We start from the raw sequence: 13,782 nt of genomic DNA, 5'->3' as shown, positions 1-13,782 counted from the left end.
TTCCAGGTATCTTTTCTGATTATCGGAAAGAAGGAAATCAATTGATTAAAAATAATCAAAAACCCATTGGCGCCGCTTATGTCCGGGTAAGCACAAACGATCAGACAGAGCTGTCTCCAGCCGCCCAGCTCAGGGAAATTAAAAATGCGGCAAATGCGGATGGAGTGCGGATTCCTGATGAATATATATTTATAGAAGAAAAAGGAATCAGCGGACGCCGGGCTGATAACCGGAAAGAATTTCAGAGGATGATCTCCATAGCCAAGTCACACCCCTCTCCTTTCCAATACCTGTATCTATGGAAATTTTCACGCTTTGCTCGTAATCAGGAAGAAAGCGTGTTTTACAAAAGTATACTTCGAAAAAAATGCGGTATTGCTATAAAAAGTGTCTCTGAGCCTGTCATGGAGGGGATGTTCGGTCGGCTGATTGAAAGTATCATAGAATGGTTTGATGAATATTATTCTATAAACTTATCCGGGGAAGTCACACGGGGAATGACGGAAAAAGCTTTGAGAAACGGCTATCAGGCAGCTCCCTGCCTTGGCTACCGGGCTGTGGGAGAAGGAAAACCTTTTATAATAGAAGAAAAGGAATATGAAGCTGTGATATTAATCCATCAATCCTTTTATAACGGTATGGATCTTACTTCCATTGCAAAAGAGGCAAACAATCAGGGATATTGTACCAAACGGGGCAATCCGTTTGACAGAAGGGCGGTAGAGCGAATCTTAAAAAACAGATTTTATGAAGGAACGGTGACCTGGAATAATATTTCGTTTCAGGGTACCCACGAAATCAGGAAAGAAGTCACTTCGGTTTTTCAGGCAAACCAACTGCGTTTGAAACAGGAGTACCGGCCAAGAAACAGACGGGAAGTCTCTGCATGCAGGCATTGGGCATCCGGACTTTTAGTCTGTGGCTATTGCGGAGCCGGGTTAAGCTATAATGCCGGCAGTAAAACAGGTCATCAATCCGGTTATTTTCAATGCTGGCGCTATACCAAAGGACTTCATAAGGAGTCCTGCTCCATTTCTGATAAAAAGGCTGAATCCCTCATCATCGAATCCTTACAGCAGGTTGCTGCTAATCCGGCAAAAAACGTTGAATACACCCAAATACCTTTATCTCCACCCTACCGGGAGAAACAACAGCTGGAATCCGCATTGGAAAAACTCCGTACAAAAAAACAAAAAATAAAAACAGCCTATGAAAATGGAATTGATGATTTAGACGAGTACCGTGCCGGCAAAGAACGTTTATTGAAATTAGAAACAGATTTAAAAAACAGATTAAACTCCATTGAAACAGAAAATGAGACATCTCCCCGCACAATCCGCAGCGTCTGCGACATTTTAACAGACGAAACAATAAGCAATGAAGTAAAAGGAAGGGCATTACGAAGTGTAGTCAAAAAGATTGTTTATGATAAAAAATCCGGAAAAATGAATTTTATTTATTATATCCAATTGCCTTAAGGTCCGCCATACTGACTCATAATAAAAGTTGCGATTTTAGGATTTGGTGTTGTAATATTTACAGGATATTGTAACCTTTTTTCATATCTCCACATTAGCCGCACACTCCTTCCCATGGCCATGGATCATTTACCCAGGTCCAGTAGTTTTCGTCCATAACATGGTTCGACATTAACGGTCCACAATACTCTTCGTAGGCATTCACAGCCTGTTCACGCATATTCGCTACATAATGATAATAATTTAATGCATCCTGATCACAGGGATGGGTATCAAGATACAGAATTACATCGTCCATTGCAAAACATGATTGATAAATCTGCATTAATAACATATTGCAGTTAGCAATACTATTGCTATATCCATTACAATTACACTCACAATTACACTCACAATTACAATTACAATCTGTCATCACTTGCACCCTCCCATCAAAAATGGTTTAAATAAATCCGGGAAAATGGTACCCATCTCAATCGCTGTATCGACGGAATACAATTCCTGCCATCTCTGCCATGGAACGTATGCCATAGCAACAGGATACCGGTCAATGCTCTCAACACCTTTACATTCAGCAGGTGCAGGCCTACAGCCGCCGGTCATTCCTGGTGCCATTCCCATAGGCATTTCCGGTCTCATATGACATGGAGGCATATCAGGATACTTCATGGGGCAGACAGGCATCGGCGGGCACTTCATTTTTGCCGGAGATACACCCTGCTCCGGACATTTCATTGGCTTGGGGGGCATTGGCGGACATTTCATCATCTTTGCCGGGGATACACCCTGCTCCGGACATTTCATGCGGCAGGGAGGCATTTCCGGACATTTCATCGTTGCCGGGGATACACCCTGTTCCGGACATTTCATTGGTTTAGGGGGCATTGGCGGACATTTCATCATCTTTGCCGGGGATACACCCTGCTCCGGACATTTCATGCGGCAGGGAGGCATTTCCGGACATTTCATCGTTGCCGGGGATACACCCTGCTCCGGACATTTCATTGGTTTAGGGGGCATTGGCGGACATTTCATTGGTTTAGGAGGCATTGGCGGACATTTCATCATCGTCGCCGGGGATACGCCCTGCTCCGGACATTTCACTGGCATCTGGCATACCGGTTTTTCCGGACATTTCATAGGCGACGTTGCAGCCTCTCTCTCAGGACATTTCCTGGGTCCGCAATAAGTGGGACATCTGTATAAATCCTGCTGTCTCATTGGGTCCGGCGTTGACGTATTGTGTAATTTTCTGGCAGGTCCGGACCCCAAAGGCATATCTGGACGAATCACTGTCCCCGGACATGCGGACATATCAAGTTCCACAGGGGAAGACCAGGCGGAACTCTGTTGTTTCGTATAACCATCCATAGGATGTTTGACTCCTTTCATACTTGAAAAGTTTCTAATATCAATCTATGAATGGAATACTCTGTTGTGCAGGATTAGAAGATATTTTTCCGTTTATTTCAAAAGAAGATCCATGACATGGACATTCCCATCGTTTATCATAACGGTTCCATACCAAACGGCAGCCCAGATGGGGGCAATTGACGGCACCTTTCAATACTCCGCCGGATAGTCCTTTTACTGATTTCAGGCTGTGAGAAACTAAAGTTTTGGCACTGGCCCTGATATGATGCCTTCTTGGAGTAAAGACTTCATCGTAAGGAGTTCTCTTTCCCAAAATCTGCATGCTGAGTATTTTTGCTGCAGCCATGGAAGTACTCATACCCCATTTACCGAATCCGGTAGCTACATACCAGTCAGGTTTCAGGGCAGAGTAAGTGCCGATATATGGAATTCCATCAAGCGTCATACAGTCCTGAGCCGACCATTTTCTAAGTCCCACTGCTTCTGGAAACAGATGCTTAGCCGTCTGTTCCATGGCAATATACGGATTTTCTTTGGGAATGCTTCCCGTTCTGTGGCTGCCATATCCCAAAAGCAGCTTGTCTTGTGCATTTCGGAAGGAATAGGATTTGGAATCAACTCCCAGATACATACCATGAATGGATGGAACCGGACCAATTTCCATTATATAACTTTTTTCCTGATACATTTTTGTGAAATAAAATCCGGGAACATTGATAAATGGATAATGAGTTGCAAATACCACTTTATCTGCCTTAACCACTCCCCGGTTTGTCACAACCTCATGTCCCTGCACTTTCAGCACTCTGGTACGTTCATAAACCGTTAGCCCGGAAGAAATGTCTCTTAAAAACTCCAGAGGATGAAACTGGGCCTGACCTGAAAAACGGACTGCACCAAAAACAGGAAAAGGAAGTTTCGTTTCCCGCTCAAAGGTTGCCGGAAGACCAAGCCGTCTGGCACATTCTGCCTCTTTTAAAAGCTTTTCTGATTCCTGCACAGAATAAAGATATGCATCCGTCTCTTCATAATGACACTGGATGCCATATCGTCTGATCAGCTTCCCATATTCCTCCACTGCCAGCTGGTTTGCCTTTCCATAAAGCCTTGCAGTCTCTTCTCCTACTGTCTTTACCAGTTTCCCGTAAATCAAATTATGCTGGGACGTTATCTTTGCGCTGGTATATCCGGTCTGACCGCTTCCAATCCTGTCTGCCTCCAATACCACCACATGAACATGATGCCGCAGTAAATAAAAGGCAGTTAAAATCCCTGCCATTCCTGCTCCAATTACCACCACCTCTGTCCGCCTGTTACCGGGCAGCGGATTTCTACCCGGTATGGGGGCAGTTTCTGTCCATAATGAATTCATTGCTTTTCACCTCTGCTAATCGTATATTTCCTATTATTCTCACATTTGTCAGAAGTAATGCTTATTTTTCTGTTTCCAATTATTTCTTGCTTTCCTTTCCTATATATAATAAAATAATACCAGACAGTCATGGACAGGAGGCAACCCAAATGCACTGGTTTCAGAACAAAGAGAATAAACAGCCGGATGACAAACAAACAGTCCCGACCGAACAGACTAAGGACAGTTCGGTTAAATTAGAGCGGGAGGCCTGCCTGAAGCATCTTGGTCAGGCACTCAGTTCAAATGAACGGGGTGTTGTTTTAAAGCTTTATATAGAGAATTTTAAACAGCTCAACCAATTATTGGGCTATGAATACTGCGAAAATCTGCTGAATCAGATTCTTACCTATTTAAAAGAGACATGCACAAACAATGTCTATCACTACATAGGTGTGGAATATGTAATTATCTTAGACAATCTCACGCAGGGACAGGCTATGAATCTGGCAGAAGAAATAGGCGCAAGATTCGATCATGCCTGGAAGATTGACGGTACAGACTGCTTATGCTCGGTGGAGATGGGATTGTGTGCTTACCCCGGTCATGCAGCTACTTCTGAACAGATGTTAAAGTGCCTGGATCTTGCAGTAACCAGAGCCGGTGAAGCAGGACCCAATCAGGCAGTCATCTTTGACAGCACGCTGCAGAACCAGTTACTTAGGCGACAGGCTATTGCCCTGTATATAAAGACAGCTTTGGAAAAAGAAGAAGCAGAGATCCTTTACCGCCCTATATACTCCACAGATACAAAAAACTTTACCAGAGCAGAACTTTCCATGCGTATTTTTATAAAGGGACTGGGATTAATTGGATCCGGTGAATTTATGCCAGTAGCTGAGGATTCCGGACAGATCCGTGCTTTGCTTTATTACGCTTTGGATAAGGTATGTCAGTGCATAAGGCAGGCGGTAGACGCAGGCTGTGAATTTGAATCCATCACCCTTCCTGTATCCCCGGTTCTTTTTTTGCAGGAGGACTTTATAGCTGAGGTTTCAAAAGTTATGGATACATACCATGTTCCAAAGGGGAAACTGGCCCTGGAGCTGAAGGAAAGTTCCCTGACAATGGGATATCTAAACCTTGGCATCATGCTTCAGAAGCTGGCAGATATGGGCGTGGAACTGATTCTCAACGAATTTGGCTCCGGTTGTTCCAGTATTTCTGCCATTCTGGATCTTCCCGTTCAGACACTGAAGCTGGAACGCCTCTTTGTCTGGCAGCTTGAGACAAATGAGAAATCCAGATATATAATAGAAGGACTGATCCGTATGGCAGGAGATCTTGATTTAACCATGATTGCAGAAGGAGTGGAAACAGAGAATCAGGTTTCTGTATTAACAAACGCCGGATGCAGCTTCCAGCAGGGCTTTTATTATTCCCCCCCTTTAAAGCAGGAGAATTTAATCAAAATATTAGGAAAAAACAGAGAAGAATCCGCGCCATATCTTTTTGAGGAATAGATTCCTTCCGGATGAAAAAAGCGTTTTCGGTTATGAAACCAAAAACGCTTTTATTTTTGCTTAATTACTTACCACTGTCCTGATCTTGATCTTGTCGGATTTTTTCACTTCCTGGGACTTTTTGTAAAAGTAATGTATGATATCCTTACGGGTTATTAATCCGATAAAATTCTTCTGATCATCCACCACCGGTACAAAATTCTGGTTCAAAGCCATATCAACCAGGTCTTCCATCGTGGAGTCCGCATAAACAGGCCGGTTATCCGATCTTCTGTCAATTGCGGCTACAGTAACACTCTCCGCTTCCTTCAGACTTAAATTGAATTTATTCTTTATTCCCCAGAGCATGTCCCCTTCGGTTATCGTTCCTACATATTTGCCATTCCTGTTGATGACAGGTATGGCGGAGTATTTGTGATACTCCATCTTCTCCAGTGCCTGACGCAGAGAATCATCTTCGTAAATATAAGCCACTTCATTCTTAGGTGTTAAAAAAAACAATATATTCATAGCCACACTCCCCGTTTGATGTACGGACTTAGTATAGCAGATGACTCTTAATCACGTATGAACAAATTATTATTTTTTTATAACTTTTTCCTAATATTTCCTGAGTGATCACTGCATATAGTCAAGAGGATCAATGGCTTTGTCATCATGGGTCAATTCAAAGAATATGTTGGCTCCCTCTACGGAATAATACTTGGTGGGCTCTGCAACATAACCCAGTACCTGACCTTCTTTCACATATTCATTGGCAGTTACCTTCAGTTCTTTTAACTGACCGCAGACAGCCGTGTACTTGTTGCCCATATTTAAAACAACATAGTTACCAATTTCTTCATTGGAACCGATTTCCTGCACTTTTGCATTAGCAGGTGCGACTACCGGAGTGCTTACATCACCCTGAATTACCAGACCTGGATTGCATTTATACTGATCCAGGGTCGGGAAGTAGATGGTAGTATCCATACTGTAGTCCAAAATAACATTTCCCCGAATCGGCCAGGTCATTCTGGTGGAGTCATTAAAATTAAGGGCCAGTGACTTAGTGGCATTTTTGTCTGCTGCAGCTTTGGCAGCCTGTGTTTCTTTTTCTGCAGTGGCTTTTGCTGAATCAACAGCCTGCATTTCATCTTCTTCATTTTTGGTTGCATTGGAGTCTCCTGCAACAGCTACCTGTGAATCCTGGGGGACTGATTCTTTTACAATCATATCGCTCTGATCCGGAACTTTCAGATAAGGGCTTTCTCCTCCACCATTTCCTCTTTGAACGGTAATGACTCCTGCTGCAGCTACTATAGTCAGCAGGCCTAAAACCAACAGGACAAGGAATACTTTATCCTTGAACAATTGACTAATTTTCTCCTTCACGTTTATCACCTCGATAATATTCTTACCAAGAGTGAAAGAGTTATTCAGATTTCAAAACAATATTTTTATAAAAATAAGCAAGAATTTTTTCTGCTGTCCAACCTTCCTCACTTTTGCATTTAGCCCCGTACTGGCTGAGACCATAACCATGTCCGATTCCTCTGCAGACAGCCCTCACTCCGCCTTCGTAATCTTCAAACTCATAGGAAGGTGACGGAAGGGAAAGCGCATACTGTACCTGGTCTCCCGTAAAGGTACGGGTGCCGATCTGGATCTGTACCACATATCCGAAGTCGTCTCTTTGAACGATCTGGATACTCTGTGGAATCTGATCTGCTTTTACGCAGACATCACCGGATATCTGATTAATCTTTTGTGCAAAATCCTCTTTGCTAAATGGTATAATCGTTAAAAAACCCTCTGCCTCCACATCCTTACTGCATTCTACCGGCTGCAAGTAGGGGTGATTTTCATCTCCTGCCCTTGTTCTTCCATTGCTGGCACGGTGAAACAGCGGATCAATCAAATTTCCGTTGCAGGTGATAACCATACCTGCGGTAGACCGCACCGCTTCCTCAATTGCCTGATAGCTGGTGACAAATGCCTCACTTCCCCACATCTTCTCCATCTGTTTCTGCTCCAGATACTCCATATGTAGATCAGATTCCTTCACTTCCTTCTGACCATTCATTTTTCCATATATATAAGTCCTTGCTATAATTGCCTGTGCCCGAAGTGCTTCCTTCCCGTAATCAGCGGGTATCTGCTTTGCCACCACTCCTGTCAGATACTCCTCTGCGTCCATGGCACTTTCCCCTCCTTTTCTGTCCAGAATCACACGCTTACCACTGGGTGTAATGGGAATGCCTTTCTTCTCCTCAATTTTCCCTGTCCATGCCAGCGTAATAATATATGGAAACAAAAATGCCAGTATACATGCCATTAAAATCTTTTTTCCCATGATCTGCCGCCTTTCTCTCGTCTGAATCCTTGTTCAATATATGCGAAAAAGCGCTCCGGAATCACTTCCGGAACGCTTTTCCTGTCACGTTCATATATTCTACAGTTCTACATTCACTTTTTCCAAATGCCAGATATCTCTCACATACTCAAGAATCGTACGGTCTGAGGTAAATTTGCCGCTGTTTGCTACATTTAAAATAGCTGCTTTGGCCCACCATGATTCATCCCTGTATGCCTGGTCAATCCGTTTCTGGGCTTCCCCATAAGAGGGAAGATCCTTTAAGATAAAGTACGTATCTGCCCTGTCACTGCTTATGGTGTTAAGCAGGGAATTATAGATATCACGGAACAGCTCCGGATCCCGGGGCGAATAATAGCCGTTTATTAACTGCATCAAAACTCTGCGGATCTCATAATTATTGTTAAAAATCTCCATGGGATCGTATCCGCCTTCCCGCTCATAACGGATCACTTCATCGGAAGACATGCCGAAAATAAATGCATTCTCTGCTCCCACTTCCTCTACAATCTCCACGTTGGCGCCATCCATGGTTCCCAGAGTCAAAGCACCGTTTAACATAAATTTCATATTGCCGGTACCAGACGCCTCTTTGCTGGCTGTAGATATCTGCTCGCTGACATCAGCGGCAGCAAAAATGATTTCTGCATTGGACACCTTATAGTCTTCAATAAAAACCACCTTAATTTTTCCGCCGATACTCCTGTCGTTATTAATCACTTCTGCCACGGAATTGATCAGCTTGATGGTCAGCTTTGCCCTGCGGTATCCGGCAGCAGCCTTGGCTCCAAAGATAAATGTCCGTGGAATCATGTCTAAATTGGGATTATCCTTCAGCTGATTGTATAAATACATCACATGGAGTATATTCATCAGCTGGCGTTTGTACTCATGAAGACGCTTCACCTGCACATCAAATATGGATCTGGGATCTACTTCTATGCCGTTATGTTCCTTAATATAGCCGGCCAGCCGGACCTTGTTCTGGTATTTAATGTCCATAAACTCCTGTTGGCATCTGGGATCCTCTGCATAGACAGCCAGCCGATGTATATGAGGCAGACTGGTGATCCATTCATTACCGATTTTCTTCGTCACCCACTGGGATAAAAGCGGGTTTCCATGGAGAAGAAAACGTCTCTGGGTAATTCCATTGGTCTTATTATTAAACTTCTCCGGCATCATCTCATAGAAATCCTTCAGCTCCTGATTCTTTAAAATCTCCGTATGAAGTCTGGCTACTCCGTTGACAGAAAAGCCTCCCACAATGGCAAGATTGGCCATCCGTACCTGACCGTCATAAACAATGGCCATTTTTCGGACCTTATCCTGGTTACCCGGATACATTTCGCCGATCTTTAGCTGAAAGCGCCGGTTAATCTCTTCCACAATCTGATAAATCCTTGGAAGAAGTCTGGAAAACAGCTCGATGGGCCATTTTTCCAGAGCCTCTGACATAATGGTGTGGTTGGTATAGGCACAGGTCCTTGTGGTGATCTCCCATGCCTCATCCCAGCTCAGTCCATAATCGTCAAGGAGAATCCGCATCAGCTCCGGTACTGCTACCGTCGGATGGGTGTCATTTAACTGAAAAACGTTCTTCTCGTAGAATTTATGAATATCATCGTGGTTTTCCATGTATTTTAAAACTGCTCTCTGCACACTGGCAGAGATAAAGAAATACTGCTGTTTTAATCGCAGCTCTTTGCCTGCGTAATGATTGTCGTTGGGATAGAGGACTTCAACAATGGTTTTTGCCAGGTTCTCCTGTTCCACTGCCTTTTGGTAGTCCCCTTTGTCAAAGGAATCCAGACTGAAGGTATTAATGGCCTGGGCATCCCAGATGCGCAGGGTATTTACCACATTATTGCCATATCCGATAATGGGTATATCGTAAGGAACTGCAAGGACAGACTGAAAGCCCTCCTGCACAAAACGTTCCTTTCCATTCTCCCAGACCACCTTCACATATCCGCCAAATTTGACCTCTGTGGCATATTCTGTCCTCCGGATCTCAAAGGGATATCCGTTTTTCAGCCAGTCATCGGGGATCTCTACCTGGTAACCGTTTTCGATCTTCTGTTTAAACATGCCATAACGATAGCGGATTCCGCATCCATAAGCCGGATATCCCAATGTTGCCAGTGAATCAAGAAAGCACGCCGCAAGGCGGCCAAGCCCTCCGTTACCAAGAGCCGGATCCGGCTCCTGGTCTTCAATTGCATTCAAGTCAAACCCAAGTTCCTCTAACACTTCCTTCACATCCGGCTGTGCCATGAAACTTATGATGCTGTTGCCAAGAGCACGGCCCATTAAAAACTCCATGGATAAGTAATACAGAGTTTTTACATCCTGTTTTTCGTACTCTTTGTGAGTTGCGATCCATTCATCTATGATCACATCTTTTACTGCATAGGCGACTGCCTGGTACATCTGCTCTTTCGTTGCCTCATCTACTGTTTTACGAAATACGTTCTTCATATTAAACAGGACGCTCTTTTTAAAGGTTTCCTTATCAAATCCCATGCTCATTCCACAAGACCTCCTGACTGTTTACTGGATCTTCTCCACGCCTAAGGTTACATTCTCGCCGTTAATACTCCATTCTTTCACATAGCCTGCAGCTTTGTTTAATATGATATCGTCTGCAAGCACCTCGTTCTTAACGTCTTTTTCATGAGCCTTTAAAATACTCTCGATTTTATCATTGTCTTTGCTGAAAACCGTAATATGGTCAGTGACCTCGAAACCGGCTTCCTTACGCATCGTCTGTATCTTGCTGATCAGCTCCCGCACAAATCCTTCTGCTAAAAGCTCCGGTGTTAAATTGGTATCCAGAACAACCGTGATGCTGTTGTCTCCCTCTGATACATAGCCTTCCATCTGCGCTGTGTCAATGAGCAGATCTTCTTTCGTAAGCACCACATCAGTTCCGTCAAACGCAAAGGTAAGAGCTCCTTTTTCGTTCAGTGTGTCCATTGCCTCATTACCATTGATCTCTGCCAGAGCTTTCTTAATGCTTCCCAGCTGTTTTCCGTATTTCGGTCCAACTGTCTTTAACTGCGGTTTAAAGCTGTAAGATGTGAAATCTCTCACATCATCTTTAAATACAACTGCTTTTACATTCAGCTCTTCCTCTATGATCTTCTGATAAAATTCAGGAAGTACATGGGGAGCCTTTACAAACATCTGACCAATTGGCTGACGGTTCTTGATATTTGCAGTATTTCTGGCTGCACGGCCCATAACTACAATTTTTAAAACTTCATCCATATCTACTTCCAGCTGTTTGTCAATGAATGCCTCTTCTGCCACCGGATAATCACACAGATGAATGCTTTCCGGGGCGGAGGAGTCCACGCTGCAGACAAGATTCTGGTAAATCTCCTCCGTCATAAACGGAATGAGAGGAGCGGCAATCTTGCATACATTAACAAGTGCGGTATAGAGAGTCATATAGGCATTGATCTTATCCTGCTCCATACCTTTTGCCCAGAAACGCTCTCTGCTTCTGCGCACATACCAGTTGCTCATGTCATCCACAAATTCCTGGAGCGCTCTTGCAGATTCCGGAATCTGATAATTGCCGAGGTAAGAATCCACCTGTTTTATCAGGCTGTTTAATTTGGATAACAGCCATTTATCCATAACCGGCAGCTTTTCATAATCCAGTTCGTATTTTGTCGGGTCGAATTCATCAATATTCCCGTAGAGCACGAAAAATGCATATGTGTTCCACAGCGTTCCCATAAATTTACGCTGTCCTTCCATAACTGCCTTCCCGTGGAAACGGTTAGGAAGCCATGGTGCGCTGTTTACGTAGAAATACCAGCGGATGGCATCAGCTCCGTAGGTTTCCAGTGCTTCAAACGGATCCACGGCATTGCCTTTGGATTTACTCATCTTCTGTCCGTTCTCATCCTGCACATGACCCAGTACGATTACATTCTTATAAGGTGCCTGATTGAAAATCAGGGTTGAGATGGCAAGAAGGGAGTAAAACCAGCCTCTTGTCTGATCTACGGCTTCTGAGATAAAATCAGCCGGAAACTGCTTCTCAAATAAATCCTTGTTTTCAAATGGGTAGTGATGCTGTGCAAAAGGCATGGAACCGGAATCGAACCAGCAGTCAATTACTTCCGGTACACGCTTCATCTGTTTGCCGCACTCCGGACAGGTAATGGTAACTGCATCGATATAAGGCCGGTGAAGCTCAATGTCATCCGGGCAGTTGTCAGACATACTCTTTAATTCTTCGATACTGCCGATGGAATGCTGATGACCGCATTCGCATTCCCACACATTTAAAGGAGTTCCCCAATAACGGTTTCTGCTGATACCCCAGTCCTGAACATTCTCCAGCCAGTCGCCGAAACGGCCTTTTCCAATGCTCTCAGGGATCCAGTTAATGGTGTTATTGTTGCGGATCAAATCGTCTTTTACAGCCGTCATCTTAATAAACCAGGATTCTCTTGCGTAGTAGATAAGCGGAGTATCACATCTCCAGCAGTGGGGGTAGCTGTGCTCAAATACCGGAGCAGCAAACAAAAGGCCTCTCTCTTCTAAGTCTTTTAAAATCAGCGGATCTGCTTTCTTGCAGAATGTACCTGCCCATTTGGTTTCTTCTGTCATTTCTCCTGCGCCATTAACCAGCTGCACAAAAGGAAGATCGTAATTTCTTCCAACCTTGGAGTCATCTTCACCAAAGGCAGGAGCAATATGAACCACACCGGTACCGTCTGTTAAGGTAACGTAATTGTCACAGGTAACATAGAACGCCTTTTTATTCGGTTTTACAAAATCAAAGAGCGGCTCATATTCTTTAAATTCAAGATCTTTACCAGTAAATTTCTCTAAAACCTTATATTCTTCTCCCAGCACTTTCTCGCAGAGAGCTTCTGCCATATAATAGGTATAATCACCACTTTGTACCTTAACATAGGTCTCGGATGGATTGACGCAGAGTCCCACGTTAGAAGGAAGTGTCCATGGTGTTGTCGTCCATGCAAGAATAAATGCATCCTCGTTTTTCACCTTAAATCTTACAATCGCAGAGCGCTCTTTTACATCTTTATACCCCTGGGCAACCTCATGGCTGGATAAAGGAGTTCCGCAGCGGGGACAATAGGGAACGATCTTAAAGCCTTTGTATAAAAGCCCTTTTTCCCAGATCTGTTTTAATGCCCACCATTCGGATTCAATAAAATTGTTATCATAGGTAACATAGGGATCATCCATGTCTGCCCAGAAGCCGACTGTCTTTGAAAAATCTTCCCACATGCCCTTGTACTGCCACACACTTTCCTTGCAGTATTTGATAAATGGCTCCAGACCATATTCTTCAATCTGCTCTTTGCCGTCAAGACCCAGCTTCTTTTCAACCTCAAGCTCTACCGGAAGACCATGAGTATCCCAGCCTGCTTTACGGGGAACATCATATCCTTTCATGGTACGGTATCTGGGAATCATATCCTTAATAACACGGGTTAACACATGACCGATATGGGGCTTTCCATTAGCCGTGGGCGGTCCGTCATAGAAGGTATAGGTCTGTGCTTCCTTTCGGTTATCCATGCTCTTCCGGAATACATCATTCTCTTCCCAAAATTTTTCAATTTCCTTTTCTCTCTCCACAAAATTTAAATCTGTAGGGACTTTTTTGTACATCTTCCTGACCTCCATTTGATTTTAATCAAAAAA

At 43.8% G+C, this 13,782-nt stretch carries 10 protein-coding genes and 1 pseudogene; 2 read left to right on the top strand and 9 right to left on the bottom strand.

Annotation, left to right across the window (positions count from 1 at the left end):
- Positions 1–41 precede the first annotated feature (41 nt).
- Positions 42–1,478, top strand: coding sequence for a recombinase family protein (locus CRO04_RS08915; RefSeq protein WP_242974403.1), 1,437 nt, complete (start codon positions 42–44; stop codon positions 1,476–1,478).
- Here the strand turns inward: CRO04_RS08915 and CRO04_RS27275 are convergent.
- The 4 genes and pseudogenes from CRO04_RS27275 to CRO04_RS08895 form a co-directional block, all read right to left on the bottom strand.
- A pseudogene (locus CRO04_RS27275) lies at positions 1,478–1,573 on the bottom strand (manganese catalase family protein); the annotation flags it as partial. The gene CRO04_RS08915 and the pseudogene CRO04_RS27275 sit on opposite strands and share 1 nt — an antisense overlap.
- Positions 1,573–1,893 (bottom strand): spore coat protein CotJB, encoded by a 321-nt coding sequence (locus tag CRO04_RS08905; protein ID WP_097003895.1) that lies wholly within the window; start codon positions 1,891–1,893, stop codon positions 1,573–1,575. The pseudogene CRO04_RS27275 and the gene CRO04_RS08905, both read right to left, overlap by 1 nt.
- A complete protein-coding gene (locus CRO04_RS26785; protein ID WP_242974402.1) occupies positions 1,893–2,849 on the bottom strand; it encodes a spore coat associated protein CotJA in 957 nt (318 codons plus the stop codon). The genes CRO04_RS08905 and CRO04_RS26785 overlap by 1 nt, the downstream gene beginning before the upstream one ends.
- 40 nt (positions 2,850–2,889) lie before the next feature.
- Positions 2,890–4,224, bottom strand: a complete 1,335-nt coding sequence (locus CRO04_RS08895; RefSeq protein WP_097003894.1) for an FAD-dependent oxidoreductase — start codon at positions 4,222–4,224, stop codon at positions 2,890–2,892.
- Between the two features lie 149 nt (positions 4,225–4,373).
- Here CRO04_RS08895 and CRO04_RS08890 point away from each other — a divergent pair, with 149 nt between their 5' ends.
- Positions 4,374–5,726 (top strand): bifunctional diguanylate cyclase/phosphodiesterase, encoded by a 1,353-nt coding sequence (locus CRO04_RS08890; RefSeq protein ID WP_097003893.1) that lies wholly within the window; start codon positions 4,374–4,376, stop codon positions 5,724–5,726.
- 60 nt (positions 5,727–5,786) lie between these two features.
- Here the strand turns inward: CRO04_RS08890 and CRO04_RS08885 are convergent, their stop codons facing one another.
- From CRO04_RS08885 to ileS, 5 genes are all read right to left on the bottom strand, one after another.
- Positions 5,787–6,236, bottom strand: coding sequence for a CBS domain-containing protein (locus CRO04_RS08885; RefSeq protein ID WP_097003892.1), 450 nt, complete (start codon positions 6,234–6,236; stop codon positions 5,787–5,789).
- 108 nt (positions 6,237–6,344) lie between these two features.
- Positions 6,345–7,100 (bottom strand): M23 family metallopeptidase, encoded by a 756-nt coding sequence (locus CRO04_RS08880; RefSeq protein ID WP_097003891.1) that lies wholly within the window; start codon positions 7,098–7,100, stop codon positions 6,345–6,347.
- Positions 7,101–7,140: 40 nt separating this feature from the next.
- The gene (locus tag CRO04_RS08875) at positions 7,141–8,061 is read right to left on the bottom strand and encodes a SpoIID/LytB domain-containing protein (RefSeq protein WP_097003890.1); all 921 of its coding nucleotides are present in this window, start codon (positions 8,059–8,061) and stop codon (positions 7,141–7,143) included.
- A gap of 99 nt (positions 8,062–8,160) precedes the next feature.
- Positions 8,161–10,614, bottom strand: coding sequence for a glycogen/starch/alpha-glucan phosphorylase (locus CRO04_RS08870; protein WP_097003889.1), 2,454 nt, complete (start codon positions 10,612–10,614; stop codon positions 8,161–8,163).
- Positions 10,615–10,635: 21 nt separating this feature from the next.
- The gene (gene ileS / locus CRO04_RS08865) at positions 10,636–13,749 is read right to left on the bottom strand and encodes an isoleucine--tRNA ligase (protein ID WP_097003888.1); all 3,114 of its coding nucleotides are present in this window, start codon (positions 13,747–13,749) and stop codon (positions 10,636–10,638) included.
- Positions 13,750–13,782 lie beyond the last annotated feature (33 nt).

This window comes from Lacrimispora amygdalina, assembly GCF_900205965.1.
Lineage (GTDB): Bacteria > Bacillota > Clostridia > Lachnospirales > Lachnospiraceae > Lacrimispora > Lacrimispora amygdalina_A.
This window is presented reverse-complemented; position numbering and strand designations above follow the sequence as displayed.